The organism is Streptomyces sp. NPDC002698 (genome assembly GCF_042888945.1).
Lineage (GTDB): Bacteria > Actinomycetota > Actinomycetes > Streptomycetales > Streptomycetaceae > Streptomyces.
Genome location: NZ_JBIAQM010000004.1, coordinates 347,814 through 363,421, shown reverse-complemented (window position 1 = coordinate 363,421; position 15,608 = coordinate 347,814). Strand labels below are relative to the sequence as shown.

At 70.6% G+C, this 15,608-nt stretch carries 13 protein-coding genes and 1 pseudogene; 5 read left to right on the top strand and 9 right to left on the bottom strand.

Annotated features, from left to right (window positions below; translation table 11 throughout):
- The first annotated feature begins 5 nt into the window (after nt 1–5).
- The 3 genes and pseudogenes from ACFYW9_RS08730 to ACFYW9_RS08720 all read left to right on the top strand — a co-directional run.
- Nucleotides 6–833 (top strand): MBL fold metallo-hydrolase, encoded by an 828-nt coding sequence (locus tag ACFYW9_RS08730; protein ID WP_351862745.1) that lies wholly within the window; start codon nt 6–8, stop codon nt 831–833.
- A gap of 19 nt (nt 834–852) precedes the next feature.
- Nucleotides 853–2,508: an alpha-keto acid decarboxylase family protein gene (locus ACFYW9_RS08725; RefSeq protein WP_389146539.1), complete on the top strand. Its 1,656-nt coding sequence runs from the start codon at nt 853–855 to the stop codon at nt 2,506–2,508.
- Nucleotides 2,421–3,603: pseudogene (locus ACFYW9_RS08720) on the top strand (IS701 family transposase); the annotation flags it as partial. The gene ACFYW9_RS08725 and the pseudogene ACFYW9_RS08720, both read left to right, overlap by 88 nt.
- 333 nt (nt 3,604–3,936) lie before the next feature.
- Here ACFYW9_RS08720 and ACFYW9_RS08715 read toward each other — a convergent pair.
- The 4 genes from ACFYW9_RS08715 to ACFYW9_RS08700 form a co-directional block, all read right to left on the bottom strand.
- A complete protein-coding gene (locus tag ACFYW9_RS08715; RefSeq protein WP_389146536.1) occupies nt 3,937–4,797 on the bottom strand; it encodes a hypothetical protein in 861 nt (286 codons plus the stop codon).
- Nucleotides 4,798–4,874: 77 nt separating this feature from the next.
- Nucleotides 4,875–5,306, bottom strand: coding sequence for a hypothetical protein (locus ACFYW9_RS08710; protein WP_351862742.1), 432 nt, complete (start codon nt 5,304–5,306; stop codon nt 4,875–4,877).
- 144 nt (nt 5,307–5,450) lie between these two features.
- Entirely contained in the window at nt 5,451–6,530 is a 1,080-nt protein-coding gene (locus tag ACFYW9_RS08705; RefSeq protein ID WP_351862741.1) for a winged helix-turn-helix domain-containing protein, read from the bottom strand.
- A gap of 550 nt (nt 6,531–7,080) precedes the next feature.
- The gene (locus tag ACFYW9_RS08700) at nt 7,081–8,205 is read right to left on the bottom strand and encodes a PLP-dependent cysteine synthase family protein (RefSeq protein ID WP_351862737.1); all 1,125 of its coding nucleotides are present in this window, start codon (nt 8,203–8,205) and stop codon (nt 7,081–7,083) included.
- Between the two features lie 339 nt (nt 8,206–8,544).
- On the opposite strand from ACFYW9_RS08700, the gene ACFYW9_RS08695 reads away from it, so the two are divergent.
- Together ACFYW9_RS08695 and ACFYW9_RS08690 are read left to right on the top strand one after the other, a co-directional pair.
- On the top strand, nt 8,545–8,868 hold the full coding sequence (locus tag ACFYW9_RS08695) for a hypothetical protein (protein ID WP_389146531.1): 324 nt from the start codon (nt 8,545–8,547) through the stop codon (nt 8,866–8,868).
- A gap of 214 nt (nt 8,869–9,082) precedes the next feature.
- Nucleotides 9,083–9,598, top strand: a complete 516-nt coding sequence (locus ACFYW9_RS08690; protein ID WP_351862736.1) for an ATP-binding protein — start codon at nt 9,083–9,085, stop codon at nt 9,596–9,598.
- A 62-nt stretch (nt 9,599–9,660) separates the two neighbouring features.
- Here the strand turns inward: ACFYW9_RS08690 and ACFYW9_RS08685 are convergent, their stop codons facing one another.
- From ACFYW9_RS08685 to ACFYW9_RS08665, 5 genes are all read right to left on the bottom strand, one after another.
- The gene (locus ACFYW9_RS08685) at nt 9,661–12,222 is read right to left on the bottom strand and encodes an ABC transporter permease (protein ID WP_389146528.1); all 2,562 of its coding nucleotides are present in this window, start codon (nt 12,220–12,222) and stop codon (nt 9,661–9,663) included.
- Entirely contained in the window at nt 12,219–12,977 is a 759-nt protein-coding gene (locus ACFYW9_RS08680) for an ABC transporter ATP-binding protein (protein ID WP_389146525.1), read from the bottom strand. The genes ACFYW9_RS08685 and ACFYW9_RS08680 overlap by 4 nt, the downstream gene beginning before the upstream one ends.
- Nucleotides 12,974–13,279: an SHOCT domain-containing protein gene (locus ACFYW9_RS08675; RefSeq protein WP_326789344.1), complete on the bottom strand. Its 306-nt coding sequence runs from the start codon at nt 13,277–13,279 to the stop codon at nt 12,974–12,976. The genes ACFYW9_RS08680 and ACFYW9_RS08675 overlap by 4 nt, the downstream gene beginning before the upstream one ends.
- A 235-nt stretch (nt 13,280–13,514) precedes the next feature.
- A complete protein-coding gene (locus tag ACFYW9_RS08670) occupies nt 13,515–14,753 on the bottom strand; it encodes an ROK family protein (RefSeq protein ID WP_326789343.1) in 1,239 nt (412 codons plus the stop codon).
- Nucleotides 14,754–14,899: 146 nt separating this feature from the next.
- Nucleotides 14,900–15,577 carry an alpha-ketoglutarate-dependent dioxygenase AlkB family protein gene (locus ACFYW9_RS08665; RefSeq protein WP_389146757.1) on the bottom strand — a complete coding sequence of 226 codons (678 nt, stop codon included), beginning with the start codon at nt 15,575–15,577 and terminating at the stop codon, nt 14,900–14,902.
- Nucleotides 15,578–15,608 lie beyond the last annotated feature (31 nt).

Here is a 15,608-nt window from a genome sequence, read left to right as displayed (position 1 = left end):
CTCCCGTGCCGGTTCAGGTGTCGGATCCCATCACCATGGTCGTGAAGCAGACGGGCGACGTCCGTATTCACACCTTCGTCGCGTCCTTCACGGGCAGCAACATCGCGAACGCCACGCATGTCATCGAAACCAAGAACCAGCTCGTTCTCGTCGACTCGCAGTTCCTCTCCCCCTACGCGAGAGCCTTCAGGGAGTACGCGGACAGCCTGGGCAAGCCGATCGAAAGGCTGTACATCTCCCACAGGCACCCCGACCACTGGTTCGGCCTCGGGACCGCGTTCGCCGACGTCACGGTCCACGCGCTGTCCGAGACCATGACGTTCATCCACGATCATGGTGAGGACTCGCGAAGCGACCACTGGAAACTCGGTGACCTCGCCCCGGAGCGCATCGTGGTTCCGGAACAAGTGGCCAGTGCCGGCGAAGACAAGATCGACGGGGTCAGGTACGTCTTCGACCGGGTGACGGACACCGAGATCGACTACCACCTCACCATCAGGCTTCCTGATCTGGGCGTGTACTTCACTCAGGACCTGGTCTACAGCGGCACCCATCTGTACCTGACGAAACACATGGACCACTGGATCCGGGTACTGCGCGAAATGCTGCTGTCGGACTACGAGTCGTTCCTGCCGGGCCACGGTCTCCCGGCCGACAAGAACGAAGTCGCCCGCAACATCGAGTACCTCTCCGCCGCTCGGCAGGCGATCGGTGACGGGCTGACAGGCGACGCCTTCAAGAGCTTCATGCTGCAGCGGTATCCGGAGCGCAGGTGCCCCGGGATCTTCGACATCTACATGCCCCGACTGTTCGGCGGCGCGAGCGACTACTGACCACGGAGGTGCCTCGACCATGACCGAGAGCTGCACTGTAGGACAGTACTTGGTGGACCGGCTCCGCCAGCTGGGGCTGGAGCACCTGTTCGCCATCGCGGGAGACTACTCGATCGAATGGCTGAACCGGTACGTCGCGCCGAGCGGCACGAAAATCATCGAGGAAGTCAATGAGGTGAACGCCGGTTACGCGGCGGACGGATACGCGAGACTGAGGGGAATCGGCGCACTCTGTGTCACCTACTCCGCGGGCGCGCTGTGCGCCGTGAACGCGGTCGCCGGCGCCTACGTCGAGAAGGTGCCCCTCGTCCTCATCAACGGAACACCGAGCGTCAAGAAGACCATCACCTTCGAACAGACCGGCTTCAGCGCGCATCACTTCATCAGCGGACGGGAAACGGACCTCCAGTCGTTCGAGCACCTGACGGTGGCAGCCGTACGGATCGACAATCCGGACCTCGCGCCGACGCTGATCGACTACGCGCTGACCCGGTGCATCAGCGAACGGCGCCCGATCTACATCGAACTGCTCCAGGACATGGTCGACTTGGAGTGCGAGCCGCCGGAAGGCGTTCTGAAGCCGGTCAGGGTCCTGTCGGACGAGACCAGCCTGGAACAGTCGGTCGCCCGGATCCGCGCACGGCTCGAAAGCGCCGAGAACCCTCTCGTCTGGCTCGGCGTGGAGATCGACCGTCTCGGCCTTCAGGACAAGGCCATGCGTCTGATCCAGCAGCTCAACGTCCCGTTCGTCACGGAACTTCTCAGCAAGGCCGTCCTCTCCGAGGACGACGCGCTGTTCGTCGGCGTGCTCGACGGCCAGGCGTCGTCGAAGGTCGTGACGGATCTGGCCGACACGTCCGACTTCGTCCTGGCGCTCGGGGTGTGGCTGACGGACATCAACTCCTTGGGCTGGGACCCGGACTACGCCAAGACCGCGTTCGCGTCGTTCGACGCGGTCAAGTTCGGAACCTATTTCGGCGGGCAGGTCGCGCTGGAGCACCTGATCGACGGCATCCTGGCGGAGGAGATCGCGCCCAAGGAACGGAAACTGCCGGAAATCCCGGCTCGCAGCGCGCCGACCGTGGAAAAGGCCGAGGTCATCACGTACCAGGGGTTCTACGACTACATCCAGCAGTACGTCGACAGGAACACCATCGTGGGTGCCGACGCGAGCATGAACTACTTCGGGAGCCTGCTGCTCGACGTGCCCGGCCCGGGAGGGTTCATCGTCCAGTCGTCCTACTCCTCGATCGGCTACAGCGCGCCGGCCGCGACGGGTATCTGCCTGGCGAAGGGTCCCGACCAAAGGGTCATGGTCTTCTCGGGTGACGGCGGCTTCCAGATGACGGCCCAATGCCTCTCGACCCAGACCCGGCTGGGACTCGATCCGATCATCTTCGTCATCGACAACGGCGTCTACGCCGTGGAGCAGTGGCTCGCCGACGCGGCGGTGTTCCACTCCGACGAACCGTTCTACAAGCCCTGCGAACTGCACCGGTGGAACTACAGCATGCTGGCACAGGTCTTCGGTTGCCGGGGCTGGGAAGTCGGCACGTACGGCGAGCTGGAGGACGCCGTGACGGATGCGCTGGGGAACTCGACCGGTCCGTCCATCGTCCAGGTCCGCGTGCCCGAGAAGACGATCCCCGACAATGCGAACTGGAAGGCCCGGTAGCGGGACGGGTGCTCCTTGCTCCGGAGCGCGACGAGGGCGCACTGGGCCTGTCCGGTCGATCACGGTGGACGCTGGCCGAGGAAGCCGGTCACGACCGGCCGGACCGTATCCAGCGGATGCTGAACCGGATCGAGTGGGACGCCGATGAAGTTCTCGATGACGTGCGTGGCTACGTGGTCGAGAGCCTCGGTGATCCCGAGGCGGTCCTGGTCGTGGACGACACCGGCTTCCTGAAGAGGGGCGTGCGTTCGGCCAGGGTGCAGCGCCAGTACTTCGGCACCGCCGGACGCACCGAGAACTGCCAGGTCGGTGTCTTCCTCGCCTATGCCACCGGCCGGGGCCAGACCCTTGATCGACCGCCGCTTGTATCTGCCCACATCCTGGACGGACGACCGGGAACGATGCCGTCGGGCCGGCATCGACGACACGGTCGCCTTCGAGACGAAAGTGGCCATGGCCAAGGCGATGGTCCGGAAGGCCATCGCTGAGAAGATCCCGTTCAAGTGGGTGACGACGGACGCCGCTCACAGCTTCAGCAAGGGCTGGCCGTTCGAACTCGAGCAGGCGGACGTCTTCCACGTCATGGCCACCACGAGGCACGACACCGTCGTCACCCGCTGGGCACTCGACCATCCCGTCCATGACCTGTTCCCCGGTCTGCGGCGGCAGAAGTGGAAACGCCGTTCCTGCGGCGCCGGCGCCCACGGTCGGCGGATCTACGACTGGGCCCGCGTCGAGGTCCGTCCCCGGCACCGTGAGAACCGTCGGCACTGGGTTCTCGCCCGCCGCAGCGTCAGCCGGCCCGAGGAGATCTCCTACTACATCGCCTACTGCCCCGCCGACACCACACTCGCCGAGTTGATCCGTATGGCGAGCAGCAGGTGGGCGGTCGAGGAGTGCTTCCAGAGCGCGAAGCAGGAATGCGGCCTGGACGACTACCAGGTCCGCCGCTACCCCGGCCGGCACCGCCACATGACCCTCGCCATGGCCGCCCACGCCTGCCTGACCGTCCTGCGCGCCCGCCAGCTGGACACCGACAAAGCAGAAACGGATCCTCCCCACTCATCCCCTACAGCCTCGCCGAGATCCGACGACTGCCCCCCGCCTCACCGACCGCCGCCCACCCCGGTCGACCCCATCATGCACTGGTCGACATGACGCCGCAGGTGGCAACACCAGGCCCGCCTCAGCCACTACAGACAACGGGGCCGCAGCCCGTGAAAGCTGCCCAGCAATCAGGACAAGAACCGTTGCAGTAGCTCTGATTGCCGGGCTGTCTTCAAGGGGTGAGCCGCATTCCCACGCGCCCGCGCAGCGGAATGCTCATCCGGCCCGCCGACGGCCCGCACGCCTGGCCGCCTGGGTTGGGAGGGGACACGCTCCGGAGCTGTCGGCCGCTCCGGTGCTGGGGCGGGCGGGCGCCCCGGGTCAGGGTGCCGGGAAGGCGAGGGGCACGCCGTAGCGCTTCTCGGCGTGGTGGAGGGCCGGGACGAGGGCGGAGCGCAGGTTACGGATCTCCTCGGCGTGGTCGGTGAGGAAGCGTTCCCGCAGCTGTCGGCGGGCCGGTTCGCGGATGGCCTCGACGGGGCGCATGCAGGTCGCGTAGGCGTGGCCGAGTCCGCTGTTCACGCGGGAGAGGTCGGCGGCGGGGGCGTTCATCAGGCGGCGGTCGGCGAGCGCGAAGAAGGCCTTCTGGTCAGCGACGGCGTAGCCCTGTTCGGTGAGGCAGCCGGGCAGGTCGCGCAGGGCCCGGGCTGCGGCGGAGTCCCGTTTCGCAGCGGTGGCCAGGGCACCGAACCACGCTTGCTGCAGGGGCTGGTAGACCTTCGTCACCTGTTCGGCGGCGGTCGTCCCCGCCGCGCGGCAGCGGCGGATCTCGGCGGGGCCGCCGGTCCGGGCCGGGGCGGGCTCTGTCGCGACGGCGGGGACCTCGGAGCTGCGCCCGAATCCGTGCCGGCCGAGGAAGTCGAGGTCGGGCATGTCACCGAACGGGATGTACGCGAGAGGGACCTCCTCGGTCAGGTGGAATCCGTTCTCGCGGGCGCACTCGGCGGCGGCGGTCCGGGCCACCTGTTGCCCGAAGACGTTCAGGCCCTGGGTCCACCGGGTCTCGGCACCGGTCGCGGGCAGGGCCATGCGTACCGGGTCCTCCGGCAGGGAGTGGGTGAGGCGTCCGGGTGCCTCCGGGGCGGGGTGCTGCCCGCCGGGCGCGCCGACGGCCGTGCTGCACGCGGCGGTGAGCAGCGCGGCGGCAGCGGCGGCTGTGCGCGCGAGGGTCCTGCGGGTCACGTCCGTCCTTCCTGGGACCGGCCCGGGGCGCCGCCGGCCGTCGTGCGCCGGCGGCACCCCGGGAACTCGGGGCGAGGTCAGTGGGTGATCGTGACGGTGTCGCCGCCGCCGTACCAACTCGCCACGGTGAACGGGGTGTTGTCGCCGACGTCGGTGCACAGCCAGTAGTCGTCGTCGTCGATGCTGTGGTAGCCGTCCTGGGCGTAGACGTACCCGGCGGAGCAGGTGAACCAGGTGCCGTTGGAGCGGCGCAGGCGGCCCGCGTAGTAGTCGAAGATGGCGGACGTGCTGTTGTAGGAGTAGGTCAGGTTGAGGTCGCCGCAGGTGCTGCTGGCGGACTTGTTGCGGATCGTGCCGACTCCATCGCGTGAGCCGGTGGTCAGCGACGAGCCGACGCAGGCCTGCGGGGCGGCGGACGCGACGGGGGCGAGGGCCACACCGGTCGCGGCGGTGACGAGCGCGAGTGCTCCGGCTGCGAAGGTCCGGTTGATGCCAGGCCTCTTCAGCATGTCTGTCTCCCCTGATTCGGTCGTGGTCGGGCTGTCGGCGTTCGCCGGCCCGAGTGGTGCCGCGGGAACAGTCGCATCGCGGGTCCCGCTTGCACCACGACCTTCGAGCACGGTCGAAAGTGGTGTGCCAGGCGGTGGAATGCCCTATTCCAGCGGTGCTGTGGCGACGGCTGGGGTCCCTGAGGCAGCGGATGCCGCCCTGGACTGTCGGGGAAGTGCTTGCCCTTGACCGGATGTCGCCGCGAAGGGCCCCGGCGCGGGCCTGCGGAGCATCGTCGCCCCGAGGGGAGTGAGGATGTGCAGGACGGTGTTCTGCACGCGTCGGCTCGTGATGAGTCCGGCGTCGCGCAGGACTGTCGTGTGGTGCGTGGCCGTGGCGGGAGACACGCCCAGGGTGCGGGCGAGCTCCGAGGTCGTCGCGCCGAGGGCGAGCGCGCGCAGCGCGGTGGCCCGGGTTCTGCCCAGCAGGGCACGCAGGGCGACATCTGGACGGGCGGGTTCGGGGACCCGGGCGCCGTGCACGGGGTAGGCCAGAACCGGCCGCAAGGTGTCGTCGGCCAGGGACATCGGTAACTGCCAGCAGAAATAGGAGGGCACCAAGCGCAGCCCGCGCCCGTCGAGGCGCAGATCGCGGTCCTCGATGTAGTCGACGTGCAGCACTGGTGGGAGCCAGCGCATGGCGGGCGAGAGGCCGGAGAGCAGCCTGCCGACGCCGCTGTCGAGGGTCGAGCGGGCGAGCAGGCCGCGCTCGCCGACGAGCGACTCGCACATGCGGTCGTAGTGGGGTGCGATGACGGCTTCGTGGTAGGCCCGCAGGACCCGGACCAGTTCGTCCCGGCTGTCGCGTTCCGCCAGCCTGGGCACCCAGTCGGGGGCGCCGCTGATCCGGGCCAGCAGGTCCATCTCGTGGGTGACGCGGGCGGGAGGGGTGTCGAGGATCGCGGTGAGCCCCCGCTCCAGTCCGTCCGCGGACTCGGGCGGGGTGAGGAAGTCGGGCAGGTAGGCGGCCCTGGGCAGCACCGGGGTGAGCAGCCGGCGCACGGCGGCGCCGAGCCGGGTCCCGGCGAGTGTGGCGCGGGTGCTCCGGTGCCAGTCGGCGTAGGCCCAGCGGCCCTGCGAGGTCTGGAGTCTCTGGAGGCTGAAGGTGATCTCCCACAGAGGGTCGGGTGTGCTCGCCACCTGGATGCGGGTCAGGTCTTCGGGCGTGAAGTGGATACGCAGCAAGAACGGTCTCCCCGATTCGGTAGTCGTCCTGCTCGAGCTGCCGGTCGGTCCTGTGGCTCCGCGTCCCAGGGCAGCAGGCGCAGGAGCAGCCCGGAGCCGCGCCGTCACGGGGACTGCGCGGGTACCGGCTGCCTCTTCCCTCTGTCACTGCGGACACGTCACTGTCGCCCAGGCGGAGACAGGAAGCCGGGGTCAAGGGCTGAGCGCGGCCCGCGCAGGGGCATGAACTTCGAGGAACCGACCTGTCCGACCCGGCTCCTCGGTTTCCCCCTCCGTATCAGAACCCCACGGGCTTGGATCCCTTCCGAGAGTCCCCGGATCCCGCCGAGAAGTTCTGACGCCAAGTAGGACCCGCTGGGCTGGAGAACGGTTGCGCGACAGCTCGAGATCCTTTCGCGATGTCGACGTGCCCGGTGACTCCATTCGGCCACGCGGCATCGCCACCAGGTACGACAAAACCGCCACCTCCTACGAGGCAGCGGTCAGTCTCGCGTCATTCCTGCTCTGGGCAAGATCAGTTTGAAGACGGACCCTAGGGACCCGTCCGGGGTCAGGCCGGCCAGACGCCCGTCTCCAGCAGGGAGTTGATCGCCGTCATGTACGGCGCGATGTCCAGGCCCTGTTCGGCCAGCCACGCGTCCGAGTAGTACTTGTCGAGATAGCGGTCGCCGGGGTCGCACAGCAGCGTGACCACGCTCCCCCTGCGCCCCTCGGCCACCATCTCGGCGACGATCTTCAGGGCGCTCCACAGGCCGGTGCCGGTCGAGCCGCCCGCCTTACGGCCGATGACCTGCTCCAGCGCGCGGACGGCGGCGACGCTCGCCGCGTCAGGCACCTTCATCATGCGGTCGATCGCCCCGGGCACGAAGCTCGGCTCGACGCGCGGTCTGCCGATGCCCTCGATGCGCGAGCCGCGGTCGCAGGTGACGTCCGCGTCGCCGGTGGTCCAGCCCTCGAAGAAACAGGAGTTGTCCGGGTCGGCGACACAGATGCGGGTGTCCGCCTGCATGTAGTGGACGTAGCGGGCGAGGGTCGCCGAGGTGCCGCCGGTGCCGGCCGTGGCGACGATCCACGCGGGTTCCGGGAACCGCTCAAGGGCCAGTTGGCGGAAAATGGATTCGGCGATGTTGTTGTTCCCGCGCCAGTCCGTGGCCCTTTCCGCATAGGTGAACTGGTCCATGTAATGACCGCCGGTCTCGGCCGCGAGGGCGAGGGACTCGGCGTAGATCTTGCGCGAGTCGTCCACGAAGTGGCACTGCCCGCCGTGGAACTCGATCAGCCGGCATTTCTCGGCACTCGTCGTGCGCGGCATGACCGCGATGAAGGGCACACCGACGAGGCCCGCGAAATAGGCCTCGGACACGGCCGTCGAGCCGCTGGACGCCTCGATCACCGGGCGGCCGGGGCGGATCCAGCCGTTGCACAGGCCGTACAGGAAGAGCGAGCGGGCCAGACGGTGCTTGAGGCTGCCCGTGGGGTGGGTCGACTCGTCCTTCAGGTACAGGTCGACACCCCACTCCTCGGGGAGCGGGAAGCGCAGCAGATGGGTGTCCGCCGAGCGGTTCGCATCCGCTTGGACTTTTCGCACGGCTTCTTTGAGCCAGCTCCGGTACTCCGGGTCGCTGCGGTCGACATCGAGGGTCTCACCGGTCCGGATCGGCTGGGGAGTGCTCACGGGAAGGCTCCTGACGTGTGGCGCCGACACCGCTTCAACTGGTCGGACACCTCGATCATAAGCACCTTCCGCACGCTCCTCACCTGCATAAACACACCTTTGAGCGGCCCAAAGCCGCCCCTGGGGGGACGCCGGGAATCCGGATCCGGGGATCAGGGAACCCGGCTCCAGGGGGCGCATCCCGGCCTTTGCTCCCGTCACCCCCACCACCTCGCCATACGCACTGGTGCTCGGCGCGACCTGCGGGCAGACTGCACCGCGCGGGGCGGTCGCCCCCGACGTGGATGCACACTGGGTCACGACAGGGCACAGCCGGAGCGCACAAGGGGGCGGAGCATCATGGCGGAGCCGGAGTTCACGGCCACGGGCGTGCGGATCGGGAAGAGGCTGCGTTCGCTCACCCGGGCCGGACAGGTCCGGATCAGCGGCGGCAGGCTGGAACTGCTCACCAGCTACGGCAGCGAGATCGACAGCGCGCCGGTGCAGGCGGTGCGCGCCTCCAAACCCTGGTTCGCTCACGAGGACCGGGCGTTGGCGGATGTCAACGGCACGCGTTACTCGCTCACGCTCGGCGAGCACGATCCGGCACCCGGCCGGCCGGGGCCCCCGTCGGCGCGCCGCTTCATCGAGGCGGTCCGCAAGGCGGCGGGACGCAGCCGCTGAGGTGCGCCGACCGTTCCGGCCCCTCGTCCTGAAGCACCGCGAGTTGCGGGACCGTGGCCCCTGAGTCACTCTGATGTCACATCACTCTGGGTTCACCGGCGATAACGCTGCGAACCAGCCCGCCGGTCGTCACAGCAGGCGGCCGTTCAACTCAGCCACTCTGCTGGATCCGATCTCCGCCTTCTTCCGGACCTCAATTCGGGGAGTCGCAGCCGTGATCAGCCAGCCAAGCAGGCATTGCACGGTGGAGCTCCAAGCCCTGCCGTCGCGGATCGGCCAGGTCCGCAGAATCGTCTCTGCACAGTTGCGTTACTGGCATCTGGACCCCTTGATAGACCGGGCCGCGCTCGGCGTGACCGAGCTGTTGTCGAATGTCCACCGGCACGCCCAGCCGGACAAACTCTGCACCGTGGAGATCGAGCTGCTGCTCGACCGGCTCACGGTCTCGGTGCACGACCACGACCCCCGGCTTCCCGTGATACGCGAAGCCGACCCCGGCTCCACCTGCGGACGCGGCCTCGCCATGGTCGCGGCGGTCAGCGAGAGCTGGGGTGTGCGCCCCGACGGCGAGTCGGGCAAGGTCGTGTGGTTCACACTTCCGGCGTCCACCCCCGTGGTGACGGCTTCGTTGCGTCCGCCGTACGAGACCACCGCCGAGGTCACGCTCCGGCACACCGTCGACGTGCTCAGGCCGGAACACGCTCCCGCCCGGTCGGCCGTTGCCGGCTGACCGGGCGGTGACCCCCCGCCCGTACGCCGCTTGTTCACCGGCGTCGTACGGCACCGGGTGGCTCACTCCGTGGCGATGGCCCGCAGCACGTCGAGGCGGGCCGCCCGCCGTGCCGGACGCAGTCCCGCGAGGGCCCCGGCCGCGAGACCCACCAGCGCCACCACCGCGAGACGCAACGGCGGGACCGCGAAGGCGAAGGCGCTGTCCGACGCTCCGTCGGAGGCCTCGACCAGCACCCAGCCGAGGAAGGCGCCGAGGGCGAGCCCGCCCGCCGTGCCGAAGGCGGCGACGAGGACCGACTCCCAGCGGACCATGGCGCGCAGCTGCGCCCGGGTCTGTCCGACGGCCCGCAGCAGACCGAGTTCCCGGGTGCGCTCGTGGACCGCGAGCGTGAGGGTGTTGGCGATGCCGAGCAGCGCGATGAGCACCGCGAGGGCGAGCAGGGCGTAGACCAGGGTCAGCATCATGTCGATGCCGGCCGCCGAGGACCGCGCGTACTCGTCCCGGGTCTGCACCTCGGGGTTGCCGTACCGCTCGGCGACCGTCTCCACCGCGGCCTTGCCCTCCGCCGGGCTCACGCCGTCCTCGAACGAGACGGCGACGACCGTGTCGGCGTCCTGGGTGCGGTGCGGGGCCCAGGCGGCGCGGGTGATGACGTAGTCGCCCGCCAGTTCCGACCGGCCGTAGACGGCACGGACGGTGAAGTCGGCCTTCTGCCCGTCGGTGAAGGCGAGCCGGGCCGTGTCGCCGGTCACCAGGTGCTGCTTGTCGGCCTCCGTACGGGTGATGGCGATGCCGTCGGTGCCGAGGCCGTTCAGGGAGCCCTGTATGCGGCCGAGGTCGAAGACCTTGCCGAGCGTGACCGGGTCGGTGACCGTCAGCGCACGGCCCTGCCCGTTGACCTCGGCGACCCCCTTGCCCAGTCCCACGGCGTACTCGACCGCCGGCTGACGCGCGAGGGCCGGGGCCAGTTTCGGGCTGAGACCGCTGCCGCCCGCTCCGAACGACGGTGTGCTGACGGCGACGTCACCGGCGAAGGAACGCGAGACCGTCTGGTCCATGGTGGCCTTGAGCGAGGCGCCGAAGACCGTGAACAGCGAGACGACGGCGACGCCGATCATCAGGGCGCCCGCGGTGGCGGCGGTCCGCCTGGGACTGCGCAGCGCGTTGCGCCGGGCGAGCCCGCCGGTGACGCCGCGCAGCCTGTCGAGGGGCGCGCCGAGGACCCGTACGGCGGCCGAGGACGCGACCGGACCGAGGACGACGAAGGCGGCGAGGGCCAGTACGGCGCCGAGTCCGGCGAGCCACAGCGACGGGGTCAGCAGGACACCGGTCAGGGTGACGCCCACCGCCAGGGCGACCAGTCCCCCGCCCGCCGTCGCCCGTACCCGCGAGGCACCGGACTCGTCGACCGCGGTCTCCCGCAGGGCGGCGAGCGGAGCGGTGCGTCCCGCACGGACGGCGGGCAGCAGGGCCGAGCCGAGACAGACGACGACGCCGACACCCAGGGGCAGCAGCATGGACAGGCCGCTGATCACCAGGCCCCCCTCGGGGAAGGGGAATCCGATGGCCGGGAAGAGGGCCTGGAGTCCGGCCGCGATCCCGATGCCACCGGCGATCCCCACCGCCGAGGCGGCCACGGCGACGACGCTCGCCTCGGCCAGGGTCGACGCCGTGACCTGCCTGCGCGAGGCGCCGAGGGCGCGCAGCAGCGCGTTCTCACGGGTGCGCTGGGCGACGACGATCGCGAAGGTGTTGTGGATGGAGAAGGTCGCCACCAGGAGCGCGATGCCGGAGAAGACGAGCAGGAGCGTGGTGAAGAGGGTGAGGAACTGACTGGAGATCATGTCGGTGTTCTCCCGCGCGGACTCCTGTCCCGTGATGGCCTCGACCCCCTTCGGGAGTACGGGAGCCAGAGCGGAGACGAGCTCGTCCTGACCGACCCCGGGACCGGCCCGCACCCGGATGCCGGCGGCCTCGCCGGGCCTCGCGGTCAGGTACTTCTCCGCGTCGGCCTGGGTCATCCCGGTGAAGGTCACCTGGGCCATGCCGTCCTCGCCGCCGAAGGTCGCGAGGCCCACGATCGTGACCCGGACGGGGTCGGGCGTGCGCAGGACCGTCGTGTCGCCGATCTTCAGGTGGCCCTTCTCGGCGGCCCCCCGGTTGACGACGACCTCACCGGACTCGGAGGGGGCGCGGCCTTCGGCGAGCCGGTACGCGTTGAGCTTCGGGTCGTCGATCCAGTTGCCCGCGAGGGTGGGCGGGCCCTGTCCGCCGACGGGTTTCCGGTCGGAGCCGACGAGCTGGCCCGCGCCCTGGATGTCGGGCGCCGCGGCCGCGACTCCCGGGACGTGCTCGATCGTCCTGACCAGATCGGTGCCGACGGGCGCGCGGACGCCCTGGCTCTCCCCCGGGGTGGTGATGACGCCGGCGCTGCGGACGACGGCGTCGGTGCCCTTGGTCGCGTCGCCGAACATCGTGTCGAACCCGGCGCGCAGGGTGTCGCCCATGACGAGGGTGCCGGCCAGGAAGGCGACGCCGAGGAACACGGCGAAGAACGTCCCGGCGAAGCGGCGTCCGTGGCCGCGCAGCGACGACAGGCTGAGGCGCAGTGCGGCGTTCATACGGCCGCGCCTTTGCTGTCGAAGGCCTTCATGCGGTCGAGGACCTTGTCGGCCGTCGGGTTCTCCATCCGGTCCACGAGGCGTCCGTCGGCGAGGAAGACCACCTCGTCGGCGTGCGCGGCGGCGACCGGGTCGTGGGTGACCATGACGACCGTACGGTCCATCCGGCGCACCGCCCGGCCGAGGAGGCCGAGGACTTCCTGGCCGGAGCGGGAGTCGAGGTTGCCGGTGGGTTCGTCGGCGAAGACGACGTCGGGTTCTCCGGCGAACGCCCGTGCCACGGCGACGCGTTGCTGCTGTCCGCCGGACAGTTCGCTCGGCCGGTGGTGGAGCCGGTCGCGCAGACCGACGACGTCGACGAGGGCGTCGGTCCAGGCGCGGGAGCCCTTGGTCCCGGCGAGGTCCATGGGCAGGGCGATGTTCTCGGCGACCGTGAGCGTCGGAATCAGGTTGAACGCCTGGAAGACGAAGCCGATGCGGTCCCGGCGCAGCAGGGTCAGACGGCGGTCGTCGAGGGTGCCGAGCTCGGTGCCGCCGATGTACGCGGCTCCCGAGGTGAGGGTGTCGAGACCGGCCGCGCAGTGCATGAGGGTGGACTTGCCCGAGCCAGAGGGTCCCATGATCGCGGTGAAGCGGCCGGCCGGAAAGCCCACACTCACCCCGTCGAGGGCCCGGACGGCGGTGTCGCCGCTGCCGTAGACCTTCACGGCGTCGACGACACGTGCCGCGTCCGGGCGGGCGGTCGCGGTGGTCATGCCGCACCGCCCTTGCCCGTACGTCCGAACTGCTCGTCCAGGACGGACAGCCGGCGCCAGTACTCGTCCTCGTCGATCTCTCCGGAGGCGAAGCGGCGGCCGAGCACGGCGATCGGCGAGTCACCCACCGGCAGGGACCCGCCGGGGCCGAAGCCGCCCGTCGCCCGCCAGGGGCCGCGGCGTCCGCGCCAGGCGGTGCGCCGCAGCACGGTCACGACGCCGATCACGACGGCCGCCCAGATCAGCGGGAAGAACAGGATCCACGGGCCGGGGCCGCCGTCCCAGTTCGCCAGGGTCTGCATCTCGAGTCATCTCCTCGGTGGAACCACGCGTCTGCGCGGGATCTCTTGGTGATGTCTCGAGACTCGCCCCGGCAGGGGGGTCAAGTCGTCGTACGGCCAGCGGCCGTGCGCCTACCTCCGCGGGAGTACGCCGGGCGCCCCGGGCTGCTTCCCGCAGCGGCTCGCTCGTTCGGCGGCGGCCCGGGGCTGCCGTACCGCCGGCCGCGGCCTCGCCGTCCCCCGGTGCTCCCGAGGGTCAGACGGGCAGCGCCTTCAGCGGATCGTCCAGGACCGGCTGCCAGGCCAACTCGGCCGCTCCGACCAGGCTGTTGTGGTCCAGGGTGCAGGCGAGGATCGGTACCCCGCCGCTGCGTCCCCACAGGCTGCGGTCGGCGACGACGGCGCGCAGCCGGTCCGGGTCGGCGTCCAGCAGGGCGCGGTGCAGTCCGCCGAGGATGATGCGGTCCGGGTTGAGGATGCTGATGAGACCCGCCAGGCCGAGGCCGAGGCGGTCGATCAGCGCCTCGATGGCCGTACGGACGGACGGATCGTGGCTCTCGTCGCGGATCAGCTCGTTGGACTGCTGGAGCAGCGACACCTCGGGGCCGGGGGCCCGGCCGGCCGCGGTGAGGAAGGCCAGCGGGTCGGCCTCGACGTCGAGACAGCCGCGGCTTCCGCAGTGGCAGGGGCGGCCCTCGGGATTGACGGTGAGGTGGCCGACTTCGAGGGCGAGCCCCGAACTGCCGGTGTGCAGACGCCCGTCGAGCACCAGGGCACCGCCGACGCCACGGTGTCCGGTGGCCACGCACAGCAGGTCGCGGGCGCCTCGCCCCGCTCCGTGCCGGTGCTCGGCGAGGGCGGCGAGGTTGACGTCGTTGGCGGCGAACGCCGGCCCCTCGATCCCGGCCGCGCGCACCCGCTCCGCGAAGATCTCCCGGACGGGGGCCCCGGCGGGCCAGGCCAGGTGCAGCGGATTGAGCGCGAGCCCTTCGGGTTCGGTGACGGCCGACGGTACGGCGAGCCCTGCGCCCACACAGCGGCGCCCGGTCTCGCGGAGCAGTTCGGCGCCCGCGTCGACGACCGAGCCGAGCACCTTCGCCGGATCGGCGTCGACGGTCTCGCAACCGGGCGCGGTCGCGACGATCCGGCCGCCGAGGCCGACCAGGGCGGCCCGGAACCCGTCGGCGTGCACCTGCGCGGCCAGCGCGACGGGCCCGTCGTCGGCGACCTCCAGCCGGTGCGAGGGCCGCCCCTGCGAACCCGCGGCGGCACCGGGCCGCGCGTCGACGCGGATGAGCCCCAACGCCTCCAGCTCCGCGGCCACCGCGCCCGCGGTCGCCCGGGTGACTCCCAGTTCGGCGGTGAGCACGGCACGCGTCGGCGCGCGCCCGGTGTGCACAAGTTCCAGCGCCGGTCCGAGCGCTCCGCGCCCCCGGTCGAGCCGTGTCCGCGTGCTGCCATCCCCCGCCGTCCGGGGGCCCGCCTTGCCGTTCATGAGGGCGAGTCTCCCATGATCCGCTCCCGCGGGGCCCGTCCGGTCGCGGCCGCCGCCGCGCGACCGTGACGGCGGCCGCCGCCCGTGGCCCCCGGACGATTCGCCCGTCGCCCGTCGCACGGCGGACGGGAATCGCCGGACAGGCCCTATCGCGTGGGCTCCGGCGGGAAGCCGCCGGCGCGGAGCGTGAGGTTCAACCGCCCGGTCAGTCCCAACTCGGGGGGCGCCGTGCCCGCGTGCACCTTCGGCACTCCGTGGTACGCGAGCCGTGACGGGCCGCCGAACACGAAGAGGTCGCCGCTGCGCAGCTCGATGTCGGTGTACGGCCGTGTCCGGGACTCCGTGTTGCCGAACCGGAAGACACAGGTGTCGCCCAGGCTCAGCGACACGACCGGGGCGTCGCACGATTCGTCGCTGTCGCGGTGCATGCCCATACGGGCTTCGGCGTCGTAGAAATTGATCAGCGCGATGTCGTACACGGCGGACGGATCCGAGCCGAGGGCGTCGACGCCCAGGGTGTCCGTGACCGCCTCGCGGGCCAGGTCGCCGAGCCGGTCGGGGAAGGGCTTCACCGGCGAACCGTCACCGTCGACCACCGTCCTCGCGTAGCCGTACGGGTACCAGTGCCGGCCCAGGCAGACCTGGCGTGCGGTCATCGTGCCTCCGCCGGGCGTACGGACCGTGCGCAGGCCCGCAGGGGGCCGGGCCCAGCCGCGGCAGGCCTCCACCATCAGGCGCTGGCTTCGGGCGTCCAGCCAGTCCGGAAGGTGCACGGCGCCCGGCGCGATCTCCGTCCTGCCGCGCGGGAACAGCTCCGCGTCCATCGACATGCCCCCATCCTCGCGCACCTCAGGC

Bases quoted from the DNA above. Each gene is read 5' to 3' on its own strand.
- ACFYW9_RS08685 (WP_389146528.1), bottom strand. From the start codon at position 12,222: ATGAACGCCGCACTGCGCCTCAGCCTGTCGTCGCTGCGCGGCCACGGA.
- ACFYW9_RS08675 (WP_326789344.1), bottom strand. From the start codon at position 13,279: ATGCAGACCCTGGCGAACTGGGACGGCGGCCCCGGCCCGTGGATCCTG.
- ACFYW9_RS08695 (WP_389146531.1), top strand. From the start codon at position 8,545: ATGGCGGAGCCGGAGTTCACGGCCACGGGCGTGCGGATCGGGAAGAGG.
- ACFYW9_RS08665 (WP_389146757.1), bottom strand. From the start codon at position 15,577: ATGGACGCGGAGCTGTTCCCGCGCGGCAGGACGGAGATCGCGCCGGGC.
- ACFYW9_RS08670 (WP_326789343.1), bottom strand. From the start codon at position 14,753: ATGAACGGCAAGGCGGGCCCCCGGACGGCGGGGGATGGCAGCACGCGG.
- ACFYW9_RS08680 (WP_389146525.1), bottom strand. From the start codon at position 12,977: ATGACCACCGCGACCGCCCGCCCGGACGCGGCACGTGTCGTCGACGCC.
- ACFYW9_RS08710 (WP_351862742.1), bottom strand. From the start codon at position 5,306: ATGCTGAAGAGGCCTGGCATCAACCGGACCTTCGCAGCCGGAGCACTC.
- ACFYW9_RS08725 (WP_389146539.1), top strand. From the start codon at position 853: ATGACCGAGAGCTGCACTGTAGGACAGTACTTGGTGGACCGGCTCCGC.